The organism is Brachyspira sp. (genome assembly GCF_029258575.1).
In the GTDB taxonomy this organism is placed as follows: domain Bacteria; phylum Spirochaetota; class Brachyspiria; order Brachyspirales; family Brachyspiraceae; genus Brachyspira.
On the sequence record NZ_JARHYI010000084.1, the window covers coordinates 1 to 15,626 of the forward strand.

At 28.0% G+C, this 15,626-nt stretch carries 14 protein-coding genes, 2 tRNA genes, 1 other RNA gene and 1 pseudogene; 6 read left to right on the forward strand and 12 right to left on the reverse strand.

Annotated features, from left to right (window positions below; translation table 11 throughout):
- The 7 genes and pseudogenes from Q1J76_RS06755 to Q1J76_RS06785 all read right to left on the reverse strand — a co-directional run.
- Nucleotides 1-86 (reverse strand): annotated as a pseudogene (locus Q1J76_RS06755) (IS1595 family transposase); the annotation flags it as partial.
- Between the two features lie 61 nt (nucleotides 87-147).
- Nucleotides 148-471 (reverse strand): cupin domain-containing protein, encoded by a 324-nt coding sequence (locus Q1J76_RS06760; RefSeq protein ID WP_300368732.1) that lies wholly within the window; start codon nucleotides 469-471, stop codon nucleotides 148-150.
- Nucleotides 472-560: 89 nt separating this feature from the next.
- Nucleotides 561-3,233: a DNA mismatch repair protein MutS gene (mutS, locus tag Q1J76_RS06765; protein WP_300368734.1), complete on the reverse strand. Its 2,673-nt coding sequence runs from the start codon at nucleotides 3,231-3,233 to the stop codon at nucleotides 561-563.
- An 825-nt stretch (nucleotides 3,234-4,058) separates the two neighbouring features.
- Nucleotides 4,059-5,852, reverse strand: a complete 1,794-nt coding sequence (locus Q1J76_RS06770) for a phosphoenolpyruvate carboxykinase (GTP) (protein WP_300368739.1) — start codon at nucleotides 5,850-5,852, stop codon at nucleotides 4,059-4,061.
- 384 nt (nucleotides 5,853-6,236) lie between these two features.
- Entirely contained in the window at nucleotides 6,237-6,656 is a 420-nt protein-coding gene (locus tag Q1J76_RS06775) for a hypothetical protein (protein WP_300368742.1), read from the reverse strand.
- A 369-nt stretch (nucleotides 6,657-7,025) separates the two neighbouring features.
- Nucleotides 7,026-8,630, reverse strand: coding sequence for a peptide ABC transporter substrate-binding protein (locus tag Q1J76_RS06780; RefSeq protein ID WP_300368745.1), 1,605 nt, complete (start codon nucleotides 8,628-8,630; stop codon nucleotides 7,026-7,028).
- An 87-nt stretch (nucleotides 8,631-8,717) separates the two neighbouring features.
- Nucleotides 8,718-9,281 (reverse strand): RNA 2'-phosphotransferase, encoded by a 564-nt coding sequence (locus tag Q1J76_RS06785; RefSeq protein ID WP_300368747.1) that lies wholly within the window; start codon nucleotides 9,279-9,281, stop codon nucleotides 8,718-8,720.
- A gap of 183 nt (nucleotides 9,282-9,464) precedes the next feature.
- Between Q1J76_RS06785 and Q1J76_RS06790 the strand changes: the two genes are divergently transcribed.
- Nucleotides 9,465-10,181, forward strand: coding sequence for a gamma-glutamyl-gamma-aminobutyrate hydrolase family protein (locus tag Q1J76_RS06790; protein WP_300368750.1), 717 nt, complete (start codon nucleotides 9,465-9,467; stop codon nucleotides 10,179-10,181).
- A gap of 2 nt (nucleotides 10,182-10,183) precedes the next feature.
- On the opposite strand, the gene Q1J76_RS06795 is transcribed toward Q1J76_RS06790, so the two are convergent.
- The 5 genes from Q1J76_RS06795 to Q1J76_RS06815 form a co-directional block, all read right to left on the reverse strand.
- Nucleotides 10,184-11,041, reverse strand: a complete 858-nt coding sequence (locus Q1J76_RS06795; protein WP_300368753.1) for a toxin A — start codon at nucleotides 11,039-11,041, stop codon at nucleotides 10,184-10,186.
- A 133-nt stretch (nucleotides 11,042-11,174) separates the two neighbouring features.
- Nucleotides 11,175-12,455 (reverse strand): recombinase RecA, encoded by a 1,281-nt coding sequence (gene recA, locus Q1J76_RS06800; protein WP_300368755.1) that lies wholly within the window; start codon nucleotides 12,453-12,455, stop codon nucleotides 11,175-11,177.
- Nucleotides 12,456-12,801: 346 nt separating this feature from the next.
- Nucleotides 12,802-12,896, reverse strand: an RNA gene (gene ffs, locus Q1J76_RS06805) — signal recognition particle sRNA small type.
- Nucleotides 12,897-12,928: 32 nt separating this feature from the next.
- Nucleotides 12,929-13,014: transfer RNA gene (locus tag Q1J76_RS06810), tRNA-Ser, on the reverse strand.
- Nucleotides 13,015-13,026: 12 nt separating this feature from the next.
- A tRNA-Arg gene (locus Q1J76_RS06815) sits at nucleotides 13,027-13,100 on the reverse strand.
- 338 nt (nucleotides 13,101-13,438) lie between these two features.
- Here Q1J76_RS06815 and Q1J76_RS06820 point away from each other — a divergent pair.
- From Q1J76_RS06820 to Q1J76_RS06840, 5 genes are all read left to right on the forward strand, one after another.
- Nucleotides 13,439-13,642: a zinc ribbon domain-containing protein gene (locus tag Q1J76_RS06820; RefSeq protein WP_300368758.1), complete on the forward strand. Its 204-nt coding sequence runs from the start codon at nucleotides 13,439-13,441 to the stop codon at nucleotides 13,640-13,642.
- Nucleotides 13,620-13,781, forward strand: coding sequence for a TM2 domain-containing protein (locus Q1J76_RS06825; RefSeq protein ID WP_300368761.1), 162 nt, complete (start codon nucleotides 13,620-13,622; stop codon nucleotides 13,779-13,781). The genes Q1J76_RS06820 and Q1J76_RS06825 overlap by 23 nt, the downstream gene beginning before the upstream one ends.
- A 57-nt stretch (nucleotides 13,782-13,838) precedes the next feature.
- Nucleotides 13,839-14,315, forward strand: a complete 477-nt coding sequence (locus tag Q1J76_RS06830) for a hypothetical protein (RefSeq protein ID WP_300368764.1) — start codon at nucleotides 13,839-13,841, stop codon at nucleotides 14,313-14,315.
- A 15-nt stretch (nucleotides 14,316-14,330) separates the two neighbouring features.
- Nucleotides 14,331-14,714, forward strand: coding sequence for a hypothetical protein (locus Q1J76_RS06835; RefSeq protein ID WP_300368767.1), 384 nt, complete (start codon nucleotides 14,331-14,333; stop codon nucleotides 14,712-14,714).
- A 77-nt stretch (nucleotides 14,715-14,791) separates the two neighbouring features.
- Nucleotides 14,792-15,472, forward strand: coding sequence for a hypothetical protein (locus Q1J76_RS06840; RefSeq protein WP_300368770.1), 681 nt, complete (start codon nucleotides 14,792-14,794; stop codon nucleotides 15,470-15,472).
- Nucleotides 15,473-15,626 lie beyond the last annotated feature (154 nt).

A 15,626-nucleotide genomic window follows, 5' to 3' on the forward strand; every position in this document is an offset into this window, starting at 1 on the left:
ACAGAAGCTGTTCGGGCTGTAGTTCCTGCAATAAAATGTTCTATTAACTTTAATTGTTTTTCTCGGCTTAATTTACTTCGTTTCATAACTAAATTATAACAAATTTAAGTTATCTAGGACAGCCCCATATTAAATATATATCATTAATTAAATAAATACCAAAAGTAAATTTGATACACCTTGTTCAGCAATACCTATCATAGAATGCACAGAATGAGGTCTTACTCTTATAATATCTCCTTCTTCTAAGTCAACAATTTCTTCTTCTACAATATATCTTACTTTACCGCTTAATACTATTACCATCTCTTCAGAAGGATGTTCATGATATGGTATAAGCTGATTAGATTTTTGTGCAATAGCATACACTGTGTAGCCTTTATCTGATAAAGTTTCTATTAATCTTTCATCATCTTTCACACAGTCAAATTCTCTTTCAGTTGTTGATTTGTAATAGTATTGTTCAGTCATGATACACCTCATTATTATAATATAATTTCGGCTTGCAGCATCTTAAAATTGAATTTATACAAAAAATCAATTAAATTAAGACTATGTATTTATATAGTATTTTTCCATTTATTAATTAAATTAATAGCATCAAGAGGAGTAATATTATTTATATTCAATTCTTTAATTTCTTTTTCTATCTCACTTTCTTTGATTTCTATAGATTCATTTTTCTTTTCATAAAATGGAAGTATATCTCTTGATTTCTGCGTATTCAATTCTATATTTTCTACTTGAATACCAGCATCAGACTCTAATTTTTTTAATATTTCAGAAGCTCTTTTTATCACTTTATTTGGAGCTCCTGCTATTTTGGCGGCATATATACCATAACTAGATTCAGCTGCTCCCTCAGTAACCTTCTTCATAAATATTATTTCATCTTTATATTCTTCGACTAATACCTTATAATTTTTAACACCTTGTAAATCCTCAAGCATAGTAAGTTCATGATAGTGAGTAGCAAAAAGAGTTTTAGCCTTCTTCTTTTCTTCATTAACTAAATATTCTACTATAGCCCAAGCAATGGAAAGTCCATCATAAGTAGAAGTCCCCCTTCCTATTTCATCCATTATAACAAGACTTTTATCTGTACAATGATTGAGGATATATGCTGTTTCATTCATCTCTACTAAAAAAGTACTTTCTCCTCTTGCTATATTATCGCTTGCCCCTACTCTAGTAAAAATTCTATCAACTACAGATATTTTAGCACTTGAAGCAGGAACGAATGAACCTATTTGAGCAAGTAAAACTATTAGGGCAGTCTGCCTCAAATATGTACTTTTTCCGCTCATATTAGGACCTGTTATTATAAGAAGATGTTCATTACTGTTATCTAAATAAGTATCATTTGGAATGAAGCTTTCTGTTTTTAAATTAACTTCTACAACAGGATGTCTACCCTCTTTTATATCTATTATGCCATCATCTGTTATTATTGGTCTTATGTAATTATCCTCTTTAGCCAAGCATGCCAATGAAGAATAAACATCTATTATAGAAATTATTTTGGCAGTTTTTAATATTGAGTTTAAATATTCATTGGTTTTATTTCTTACTTCAATAAATATATTATATTCTAATGCATAACTTTTTTCATTAGCCTCATTAATAATAGTTTCATATTCCATTAATTTGCTTGTAGTATATCTCTCACTTCCTATTAATGTTTGTCTTTTGATAAAATCATTTGGAACAGATGATACATTTGATTTTGTTACTTCTACATAATAACCTATGACATTATTATACCTTATCTTTAAATTATTTATTCCAGTATCCAATTTATAATTATGCTCAAGTTCCTCTATCCAAGAACGCCCCTCTCTCCTAGCTTCATTATACTTTTTTAATGTTTCATCATAATCATCTTTTATAATATCGCCTTCATTTATAACGATTTTTGGATCCTCTAATATAGCACGTTCTATCAAATCAGTAATTATTTTTATATCATTAACTTCTTCAAAGTTTACATCATCAACATTATTCATAGCAAGTTCAGTAATGACTTCTATAGATAACATTAAAAATCTCTTTAATGATACTAATTCTTTTGGATTAATTCTTCCAAGTGCCAATTTTGATGCCAGTCTTTCTATATCTCCAATATCCTGAAGTAAATCCCTTATTTTATACATAAACTTTTGATTTTTATAGAAAAACTCTACATTATTAAGTCTTTTATTTATTTCATCTATATTTAATAATGGCTCTACTATTATTCTTTTTAAATATCTAGCCCCCATAGAAGTTTTTGTTCTGTCTATGGTGTCAAATAATGTCATTTTATTATTATCATTTCTTATAGTTTCTAAAATTTCCAAACTCGCTATTGTGGCATAATCCAAAGTCATTGAATCTTTTCTATTATATAGTTTAATATTTGAAATATGCTCAAGAGAAGTTTTCGAAAGCTCCTGTATATAAAATATAGTTGAACCTAATAATGATATTAAAAGAGACTTTTCTTCTATTCCAAAACTTTTTAATGATACTGTTTTGAAATGATTTGTTAATGTTTTATATGCATAAGAGTATTCTGCTGTATAATTAGCTGTTGTACTATAGAATATATTATTAAATTTATTTCTTATCTCTTTTATTATAATGCTTTCAGAAACCGATTCTATAGTCATAATTTCTTTTGGAGAGAATCTGATAATTTCTTCTGTAACTTCATTAATAATTTCTTTTACAGCTTCATTTTGATTTTCTAAATTTGAATTTATTTCTGTGGCATAAAGCTCTCCAGTAGAAATATCGCATATAGATATAGCAGCATTTTTTTCGCTTTTTGACACTATTATAGAAGCTAAATAATTATTGCTTTTTGATTCTAAATATTTATTTTCTGAAATAGTACCAGGTGTTATAACCTGAGTAACTTCTCTTTTTACTATACCTTTTGCAAGTTTTGGATCTTCCATTTGATCGCATATAGCAATCTTCATTCCTGATTTGACTAGTCTTGATAAATAATTATCTATAGCATGATAAGGAACTCCAGCCATAGGCACATTAGCTCTTTTTGTAAGTGTAAGCCCCAATATATCGGACACTATTTTTGCATCATCAAAGAATACTTCATAAAAATCCCCCATTCTAAAAAGAAGTATACTGTCATTATATTTATCTTTAATTTCTTTGTACTGTCTCATCATAGGAGTGAGTTTTTGATTTTCTTCTTTTGTTTCACTTCCGAAAAATGTTTCCTGCATATAGTTATCCGTTTATAATTTTTCTGATTAGTATAATATATTTTTGTTCTTTAATCAAATTTGAATTTTATTGCTTTTATAAAATCTATAATATCATTTGTAACTCAAAAGAACTAGGATAAGAGCTGTTACAAATTATTTAAAATCTAACAATTTTATTATTATCTATTTATTTAACTTTATATTACAGTTTTAGCATTTTATATTTTCAATATAGTATCAAGATGTATAAAAATTAATTATATAAAAATAAACTCTGCTGTTAGATTGAATATTAAAAATTACAGTATAAAAAATCTTAACAAAAATAAGCATTATAAAGTTTTACAATCTCAAAATTTAATGAATATTTGAAGTTATTTTCTGATAGGGAAAAATATATAAACAATATAAATGCAGATGATTAGGATAAAGTATTGGAACTCCCTCTTTTATATCTTTATATACAGAAAATGAATATGTTGTGTTAATGATGTCTGATCATGAATATTTATATAATACCTATATTTTTAATTTGGATATTTCTTCTATGGTAATGGACAAGCTAAAAAGAAATTCGTTTTTTAATGTAGCTTCAGGAGATAATTACAGATTAGTAATCCATTAGCATTGTCTTTTGGGTACTGTAACTTATATTAAAATGATAGTAATCTCATTAATTTGGTCAATGCTATAGACAGGGTTGCTTTACCTTATGTTCAGGTTTTACTTCTATAGAAAATAGCAGCAAAAAAGATAAATAGATGACTAAATAATAATAAAGCTAATAGCTTAATATTAATTAAACTATTAGCTTATATTTTTATGAAAAACTAATCACTAAAATTATTTGCTTAATCTAGATCTTAATTCTTCTAATTGTTTTTTAACTCTTTCTGGAAGTCTAGCACCGAACTTATTGAAATGAGCTTCTATTTGATTAGCCTGTTCTTTCCAAGCTTCAACATCAACTCTCATAAGTTCTTTGAAATCAGCTTCAGGTATATCTAAACCTTTAAGGTCTAAATCGCCCTCTTTAGGCATTTTACCGATAGGAGTTTCAAGAGCATCAATTTTACCTTCAACTCTCTCACACATCCATTTTAATACTCTTGAGTTATCACCGAATCCAGGCCATAACCATTTACCGTCAGCATCTTTTCTGAACCAGTTTACATAGAAGATTTTAGGAGCTTTATCGCCTAATTTATCTCCCATCTCAAGCCAATGCTTCATATAATCGCCCATATTGTATCCAGCAAAAGGAAGCATAGCAAATGGATCGAATCTTAAAGCACCAACAGAACCGATATTAGCAGCAGTAGTTTCACTAGCCTGACTAGCACCCATAAATACACCATGATCCCAGTTATAAGATTCATGTACTAATGGCATAACAGAAGCCCTTCTTCCTCCGAAGATGAATATATCGATTGGCACACCTTTAGGATCTTCCCAATCTTTACAAATTACAGGACACTGTCTAGCAGGAGCTGTAAATCTTGCATTAGGATGAGCACCTTTTTCACCACTTTCAGGAGTCCAGTCATTACCTTTCCAGTCTATACCATGTTTAGGAGCTTCTCCCATACCTTCCCACCATACATCACCGTCATCTGTTTCTACACAGTTAGTGAATATAGTGTTTTCTTTGATTGAGTCCATAGCCATAGGATTAGAATCATAAGAAGTACCAGGAGCTACACCAAAGAAACCAGCTTCTGGGTTAATAGCATAAAGTCTTCCATCTTCAGGGTTTATTTTCATCCAAGAAATATCATCACCTACAGTTTCACATTTCCAACCAGGAATTGTTGGCTGTAACATAGCAAGGTTAGTTTTACCGCAAGCACTTGGGAATGCAGCAGCTATATGGAATTGTTTGCCTTCTGGATTAGTTAAGCGTAAGATAAGCATATGTTCTGCCATCCAGCCTTCTCTTCTAGCCATAGCAGAAGCAATACGAAGAGCAAAACATTTTTTACCAAGTAAAGCGTTTCCGCCGTAACCTGAACCATAAGACCAAATTAAATTTTCATTAGGGAAATGAGAAATATATTTTTTCTCTATTGGAGCACAAGGCCATTTAGTATCTTTTTGTCCGTCAGCAAGAGGTGCACCTACAGAGTGTAAGCAAGGTATGAACTCACCATTGGCACCTAATACATCTAATACTTTAGTACCTACTCTAGTCATTATATGCATGTTACATACAACATAAGGGCTGTCAGTAATTTCTACACCGATTTTAGCTATAGGAGAACCAACAGGACCCATAGAAAAAGGAATTACATACATAGTTCTGTTTTTCATACTGCCTTTGTATAATTCTTTCATAGTGCCTTTTAATTTTTCAGGATCTTCCCAATTGTTAGTAGGACCTGCATCCTCTTTATCAGGGTAACTAATATATGTTCTATCTTCAACACGTGCTACATCTGAAGGATCACTTTTGAAAGAATGACTGTGAGGTCTTTTCTTAAGAGGTTTTGCTAAACCTAATTCTACTAAACCATTCATGCAGCTGTCATATTCTTCTTTAGTTCCATCACATACATATATATCTTTTGGCTGACACATATCTGCTACTTCTTTAATCCAAGCTTTAAGCTTCTCATGTTTTAATTCTTCAACCTTCATGAATATTACTCCTTATTAAAATTTGTTGCTTTCATTATACAATAAAATATCTTTTTAGTAAATAATTTTTGTAAATTTATTCAAATTTAAAAATAAATACAGGTTAAATATTTTTTTAGTAAAAAATAAAAATTTAATTTTATATATGTATATTATGAACTAAAAAAATGATATTCAGAATCTCTTATAATTATAGTATAATACTTATTTTTTATTTTTATGTTGACGTTATGCAAATTTACTATTTTAATTTAATAAAGTATTATGATAAAGTATTAAAAAGTGTTAATAAAGAAGTGCGTTCTAAATTAAAAAATGAATATAATCAAGTGTAAAAGGGGCAGTAACACCCCTCTACACAGAAAAAATATGATTAAAGTTTTATTATTTACTGAAAGTTACTGTTCCGCTTTCACCTTTGCCTTCAGGTACAGTAATACTTGCTTTACAAGTAACAGTTTCTTTATCTTTTGTGAAATTAAATTTTAAACTAACTTTATAAACTGTATTGGCTCCTCCTGAATATTCATATATTTCATCTTCAAAACTATAATCATAAGATGGTTTTTCAGATGTTAAATCCCAAGGTATTAAAGTTGTACTTCTTAGTTTACTAAATGATTTGATAACTCCTGTAGCATCTTCAGGTATTCTAAAGTTTACTAATCCTTCTGAATTAACTGACATAGTTGATGTTCCATTTTTGTATGTACCTATTAAATTTGTTGTTCTTACTTTTGAACAAGCAGTTGAAAATAGAGCTAAAGTTGTTAAAACTAAAACAATCTGTAGAATTTTTTTCATTTGTTTTACTCCTGTTATTTTGAAATTTATTAATAAAAAATTATATCTCGAGCTATAATTAATTATTTCAATGACTGGTAATTGTGAATGCAATACAAAAAGAAATATTGATTTATGTAATATTAAAATTGTGAAATTTTCATTAAAAGAATTTTTTTGTAAATTAGAATATTCTTTTATTAAATTATTTTGCTGTAGACTGTAGACTGTAGACTGTAGACTGTAGACTGTAGACTGTAGACTGTAGACTGTAGACTGTCTCTAAATTTGCTTATTAATATCATTCCCATAATGAGCTAAATTATATGTTAAATAATTTAAATGTCAATAACTATTATATATTTTTTTATTAATGCAAATATAACTTTATTATTTTATATAAGCATTTCTAAAATCATATATAGAAAAAATATCATATTTAACACCATGAAGTTTTTTGCTCTGCATAACAGTAGCTTTATCATAGTATATAGGTATAATAGCCATGTCTTCTTCTATAAGTATACGCTCGGCATCATAAGCAGCCTTTATCCTTATATCTTCATTGGCATTAGTCATAGCAATATCAACTAAATAATCATAAACAGCATTAGTATATCCGCCATCATTTCCCAAACCTTCAAGCTGAAAAAGTCTTAAATAACCAGCAGCCTGATTATAAGCAACACTAGTTCCCGCTTTTATCATTTGAAAACTTCCGTCTTTTATTGACTGCAAATATGTTGATGACTCTTCATATCTTAATTTTAAATCTATACCCAAATTGTTTTTATACATGTTTTGAATAGCTTCAGCAACAAAGAGTGATGAAGGATTTGTAGTTGTAATTAATTCTATGATAGGAAATTTTTTTATATCAGCATATCCAGCATCAGAAAGAAGTTTTTTAGCCTCTTCAAGATTTTTATTATAATCGCTTTCTTTTAGAGAAAAATATTCAGGAGCATTATCCCTAAAATTATTAGTTCCTATTTTTACATTGATGGGTACAAAACCATTAGCAGAAACTCTACCTCCACCTAAAACATTGCTTACTATATAATTTCTGTCTATTCCAAGAGCTAATGCCTTTCTTACCAATGGATTATTAAAAGGCTTTCTTTTTAAGTTAACCATATAATATGCTATAGATGTTATGGCAACTTCTCTACCTATGCCCTGCTCTATCAAAGAAGCTCTCTCATTTTCAGGTGCTTCAGGATAAAATAATATACTATCACCATAAATTGCAGCTACAGCAGTATTAACATCTTCCAAAAATTCAAAAGTTATTTTTTGAGCCTTTACATTATCTTTATCCCAATAATAAGGATTTTTCTCCATTACTATTTTTACAGCCTCATCATATTCAGTAATTATATAAGGACCATTTCCGATATAATGCTCTTTAGTTAAAGCCCAATCTTCTCCATAAGTGTTTATAATATCTTGCCTTACAGGTGAAGCAATATCACTTGCCATAGCCTCTTCAAAATATGGAAGCGGTATATCAAGTTCTATTTTTAAAGTATAATCATCTAAAGCATAAACTCCAAGCTCTTCTAAACTTTTTTCACCTTTCATTATACTTTGTGCATTCTTTATTATATCAAAGCCCAAAGAAAAAGGAGAAGCAACTTGAGGGTCTATCAATCTTCTTAAAGTATATACAAAATCATTCGCAGTTACTTCCTTTCCATCAGCCCATTTTGCATTTTCTCTTAAATGAAAGATATAAACAGTATTATTACTCATAGACTCCCAGCTTTCAGCAAGTGCAGGAATTATAGTACCGTCTTCATCTCTTTGAGTAAGAGTTTCAAAAGTATGTGTTATATAAACTGCAGTGTTTATCCCTTTAGAAAATGCAGGGTCTAAACTGCTTGGCATTCCTCCAACTGATACTACTATGCCGTCATTAGAAGTTTTATTATTTGAACATGATAATAAAAATATATTTATTAATAAAACTATTATAAAAATTTTCTTTTTCATAATATATATTCTCTTTATTTATACTTAATTTATTTAATAGAAAAATAATAAACAAATATATAATTATGTCAACTATATTATGTTGATTTATAGTATAATATCAAAAATATATTCAGCATCAACATAATCGCATAACCAAACTTTATTTTCAGACAAATAAAATTTAATACCATCTTCATATATTTGCTTGGCATTTATTTTTACTATAGCAGGCTTACCATGACGCTCCCCTACTTTTTTGGCTATATCTTCTGTTAATGATAAATGCACATGAAGTCTGTTCATTTTTTTAATGCCTTTATTTTTTATACTGTTTATATTATTTATTGAAGTACCATGAAAAAGTATTTCAGGAGGCTCTTTTTCTTCAAATTGCAAATCTACATTTATACTATGTCCCTGATTCGCTCTTATAAGAGTATGATTTTCATTAAAATTAAATCTATTTTTATCATTATATAATACTATCCTTTCAAGAATATATTCATCAATATTTTTTCCTTTTGATTTTATTTTTTCAATTAATTCATAAACATTAGCCCAGCCGTCATTAGATAATTCTAAATTTATATATTCAGGTTTATGCCTCAATACCAAACTAATGAATTTACTTAATTTTACTTCTTCTTTAGTAAGCTTATCATCTTTCATATTAATACCTTTAAAATTAATTATAAAAAAATAAACTATTTATTAATTATGTCAACTATCTTATCTTAATGTTATTATTTAATGAAACTTTATTGCCCCCACCTACCCGCCCCTATCTCTTGTAAAAAAATTATTTTACTTGTAATATAGAAAATATTTTAAGATTAATAAAAGGATATATTTATGGCTGTTATAGGTTTATCTGGAAACATATTATATAAAGATGTGTCAAGTCCTAAATCATTTGTTAATAAATCTTATATAGATTCTGTAAGCAGGGCAGACGGAATACCATTCATAATGCCGATAGTGGAAGATGAAAAAATTATAAAGGGAATGATAGAAAATATTGATGGAATCATAATGACAGGTGGAGTAGATGTGCACCCTTTCAGATTCAATGAAGAGCCTATGGGAAAAATCGGAACTATTTCGGCAGAGAGAGATGAATTCGATTTTAAAATTATAAAATATGCTGTTGAAATGAATAAACCCATATTTGGAATATGTAGAGGAATACAAGTTATTAATGTTCATTTCGGAGGGACTTTAATACAGGATATACCAACTCAAAGAAATACAAATATACTTCATGATCAAACAGCAGAATTGCATGTTGCTACACATAAAATTCAAGTTGTAAAAGATAGTATAATATATGATATGCTTGGAGAAAATTCAGAAGTTAATAGTTTTCATCATCAGGCTATAGATAAATTGGCTAAAGATTTCAAAGTTACAGCATCGGCTAAAGATGGTATAGTTGAGGCTATAGAATACAAGAAGAAAGATTCTTTTATATTAGGCGTTCAATGGCATCCTGAACTTATGAGTGCAAAAAATATAAAGATGCAAAATATTTTTGATATGTTTATAGGAGTTTGTAAATCAAGACAGTAAGTTTATATTATTCTATATGTAATCATAGCATTCATATCAAAATATAATGACGCTGAATATTGAGGATGATATATATATTGCCCTATTCTTAAATTTACTTCAGTATATATTCTATTTAAGAACTCATATTGAAAATGAGCATAAGCCCCTATAGAATGCCATAACTGCTTTGTATTATTCATATAAGCAAGCATATAATTAATTCCAACAGTTAAAGGCATTAAATCAAAAAGAAACATAGAATCTAATTTATATGATATATCATTTTGATCTCTAATCAAAAGTAAATCGTAATCTAAATGATATTTACCATACATATTATATATATATTTAAAAGTAACTCCAGCCTGCAAAATTAATCCTCTTCCTTCAAATAAGGATCGTAAAAAACTTATTTTAAATGTGGGAGTAGCTTCAACTTCAAATGATAAATTAGATGTTTTATGTGCGGCATTAATACCATTTGTGCCAAAATCATCTCTAGGACTATCAAAATTGATAAATCCTCTATTGGCATATGAAAGATAATAATTAAGCATAGAAACTTTCACATCTATATTAAAATACTGAGATATTGAACTATTAACAAATAATGTAAGTCTATTCATTTCTGCACTGATATGATCGCTTATACCTAGATCAGTTTGTATGCCTTCCCAAATATATCCTGGAAAAACATCTGAAATAAATCTATAGAATAATAATATTTTTCCGCCGCCATCTAAATATGGACTAAAACGCCCATTCAAATCAACACCTATATAAAGACCCGCCTGAACATTAGTTTGTGCTGTTAAAGGCTTGAATATCATCAATGTATATATAATTGTAAAAATAAATAAAAATTTTATTAACTTCATCTAAAACATTCAATATTATAATTACTTATATTATAACACTTTATAAAAATAAGTATATAGTTTATAAAAATAACATTTAAATATAAAAAAGGGCTTTTAATAAAAAAGCCCATTCTATAAATCAAATAAATAATTAATTTTTTATAGGAGTTACAATAGTATCTTCAAAATCATTATCATTATAAGTTTCATCATCAGAATAAGCTTCTTCAGCACTTACTAAAAGATTAGCTTCTGACTCACCTTCTTCAGACTTTTTAGATTTTTTCTTAGAAGCAGTAGTTTCAGAATTTTCATCATCATTATTTTTTGAAATTTCTTTAGAGCCTCCATTTTTCTGCTCTTCCAAATATTCAGCAAGTTTCTCTCTTACTTTATCAGCTCCTCCCATATTGAGAGTTTCTCTAATCTGTATCTCAAGCTCCATACGCATTTTAGGATCCGATGCAAGTAATTCTCTAACCCTTTCCTTACCCTGTGCAATCTGCTCTCCATTATAATAAAACCAAGCACCGCTTCTAGTGATGATTTTTGCTTCCATTGCCAAGTCTATCAAAAGTCCTTCAGATGATATACCCTTACCAAATATTATCTCCAAATTAACAACTTTAAATGGAGCAGATAATTTATTTTTAACAACTTTTATTTTTACTTTATGCCCTATAGTATCATCGCCTTTTTTAATCCATTCAGTTCTTCTTATATCAAGTCTTACAGAAGAGTAAAATTTCAAAGCCTTACCACCTGTAGTAGTTTCAGTAGGTCCAGCACCGTATCCAGTAGTAGCAATATTCTGTCTTAATTGGTTAATGAATATTACAGCAGTATTTGTATTGCTTATAATAGCAGTAAGTTTTCTTAAAGCATGGCTCATAAGTCTAGCCTGCAAAGCTATATGAGCATCCCCTATATCTCCTGCAAGTTCAGCTTTAGAAACTAATGCTGCAACAGAGTCCACAACAACTATATCGAAAGCAGTAGAAGAAACAACTTTCTCTAATATCTCAAGAGCTTCCTCACCGCTGTTCGGCTGAGAAATATATAAATTATCTATATCAACGCCCAAAGCACTTGCATATACAGGATCAAGAGCATGTTCAGCATCTATAAAAGCGGCATAACCTCCAGCCTTTTGAGCCTCAGCTATAATATGCAAAGTTAATGTAGTTTTACCTGAAGCCTCATGTCCGTAAATCTCTATGATTCTTCCACGAGGAACTCCTCCAACACCAAGAGCATGATCTAAAGTTAATGCCCCTGTAGATATAACTTCAACATTAACAGTTTTATTACTTCCGAGTCTCATAAAAGAACCCTGACCGTATTTTTTATTTATCTGATCAGTAATAGCTTCAATAGCTTCATTCTTACCGTCTTTTTTTACTTCAGCAGTTTCTTTCTTTTTAGTAGCCATATTTTAAAATTCTCCTAAAAACAATATAATAATATACTAAATTATTCCAAAACCCAATTAATAAATAATAGTATTTTTCATATCTCAGCTCTTTTATTGATTTTAAGCATGCAGCAGATAATGTACATTTCTGTATGTATTTTCAATAAGAATCGAAAGAACCACATTTTATACTAAAATAATTAATTATACAACATCTAAAAATTGTTTAATAATGTTAAAAATTAAATAGTTTTGAAACAAATCTATTGTACAAAAATACATTATTTTGTCAAGCTATTATTATTAAAAAAATAAAAAATTAATAAAAATGGAATATCTATATAGGAAATTAATAAAAAGCCCCTTATAACAGGAGAACTAGCACCCAGTTGGGTTGACTTACCGTTGCTTCCTTCCGAACCTGGCGGATTCATCATCAACTGCCGTAGAACCCTGTTATAAGAGATATAAAAATAAAAAGAACATATATACGGAAAGAGTGGGATTCGAACCCACGGTGCGGTTAAGCACACACGACTTCCAATCGTGCTCCTTCGACCAACTCGGACATCTTTCCTTAATAATCAAACGTGCCTGAGAAGATTTGAACTTCCAACCTTCAGAACCGCAATCTGATGCTCTATCCAATTGAGCTACAGGCACATAATTTTTTAGTTTTGAGATTATAACATAATTAATATTTTTTTGCAAATTTAATTGAATGAATATTAATAAAGTTGACTTATCAAATTATTTGTATATAATAAATCTTATGAATAAGTTAATTAAAATAATTACAAAAATCGCATCGCATCGCATCGCATCGCATCGCATCGCATCGCTAATTTTATATAAAAATAACACAAAGAATATATACTATAAAAAATCCATAATTTTATTTATTAAAAATATTATGTTCACTCTTAAAAGTATAATATCTATAAAACGGTATATCAATTTATATCTATATAATAAATCACAAATAATTTAAGGAGCATACAATGTTATCAAATGGATTACAAGAACAAAATATTAAAGAAACAAGAGAAGGAGATGAAAGATACTGCAGTTTCTGTGGTAAAATAATTACCAAGCATGATGAAATATGCGGATATTGCGGAGCAAGACAAATGATGTACCCTGCTAAAAAAATGGAGTACGCTTTTAATTTTATTCATATTTTTGCCCGAATTTGCAGCTCATAGATTTTATGCGGGAAAACCAATAACAGCAATACTATTTATATTAACTGCAGGCGGATTTTTAATATGGTGGATAATAGATCTCATTATGATTTTAACTAAAAATTTTAAAGACTCTCAAGGAAGAAAAATAAAATCATAAAAGTATAAAATTGATATATCCTGATTATATAATTAGTATATAGTAAAGGAAATAAAAATGAAAAAATTATTAATTATAATGCTAATAATACAATGTCTTTTAGTGTCATGTTATGACACAGCAGAAAAAAGAACAGAAAAATGGATAGATAAAGTATCAGGAAAAGCATACAGTTATGAAGAAGGCAATGAAAAAATTTGGATTGGATTTTCAGATTATAATTTTGTCATTCAGTCATTGGAAGATGAAAATAATTTATGGGGAGCCATAGCAAACGGATTATTATTTATAGGTTCTGCAGCATTATCAGAATATATAGAATCTCCTAAAAAAGATACAGCCTTATTTAAATTTGCAGATTCATATATGTATTTTGAAATTAAAAATGATACTATAACTAGCTATTCATTAGATACAACAAATAATATTACAAAAAGTACAAATATCATAATATTTAAATATGATGATGAAATAACAAAAAGATATGTTACAAATTTGATGGAAATGAATGATTATTTTGCAACAAATGAGTAGCAAAAAGGAAAATAAATGAAAAAGCTTATAGAAAGAATTAAAATATTTTGGAGTATGTATATAGTATTATTCATAATATTCTGCATAGGTTCCATGATAATTATGAATAAAATAAATAAAGATGCTGTATCAATACCAATTATTATTATAATAGCGATTGCCTTTATAATAATATCAATATTATCTATTACATCATCTCAAGACAGTAAATTATTTAGTATACTCTACAAATCAAGCAGAATTACAAGATATATAATGAGTATATTTACAGAAGCATATAGAAGATACGGAGTTGTGACTAAAGACAAAAGATTAGTATGTTCAAAATGCGGATGTACTTATACAAGAACTCATTCATCTAAATGCGACAGATGCGGAAGCACTTTACATTGGAATTAATAATATAATTAAAAAATAATTACTAAAAATCAATCGTATTAAATTGATAAACTATAATTTATAAGGAGATATTTTTTATGGAAGAATTAATAAAAATTCAAAATGAAATAAAAGAAATGGATAAACAAATCCTAGAAATTTGTAAAGAGAATAAAGAAATTGATAAACAATATACAGGTATGCAAATATACTTTAGCCCTTTAGTTATAAATCCTACAATAATGTTTTTAGGAATTAATACAGGAGCTGGTAATTTAAAATGGACAAACAAAAGAGCACAAAGATTTGAACCTTTAGATGAAATAGATTATATAAAATATGGATATAGATTTGCAATACAAAATAGAAAATTATTTGAAAGTATAGGAAGAATTGATTTATTAAAGAATGCCTTCAAAACTAATTTATATTATATAGGAACTGAAAATCAAAAGAATATAAAAAAACTATTTACTAATCTTCAAAATATTACAGGAATTGACTATTACAATAAATTTCATCAATATGTAAAAATATTAATAAAAAATATAAAACCTCAAATATTAATTTGTGAAGGAAAATATGTATTTAATGTAATAAAATCAATATACAAAATAGAAAATCAAAATATAAGAGAAGTTGAAAATAGCCATATAACAGTAACAAAATTACATAATATATGTATAGTAGGATACAAGAGATGTTTAAGCAGTATAATAAACAGAGAGATACTAGCAAAAGAATTAAAAAAATTAATAAATAACATAGAAACCTATTAATAAACTATATATAAAAAGGATAAAATTATGAAAAAACTAATAATTTTTTTATGTTTATTTATAGCTCAAAACATTTTTGCTGATTCTGTAAATATAGAATATTACTATTATACTAATGAATTATATCACAGTACATTAAAAGCTAATATAATAC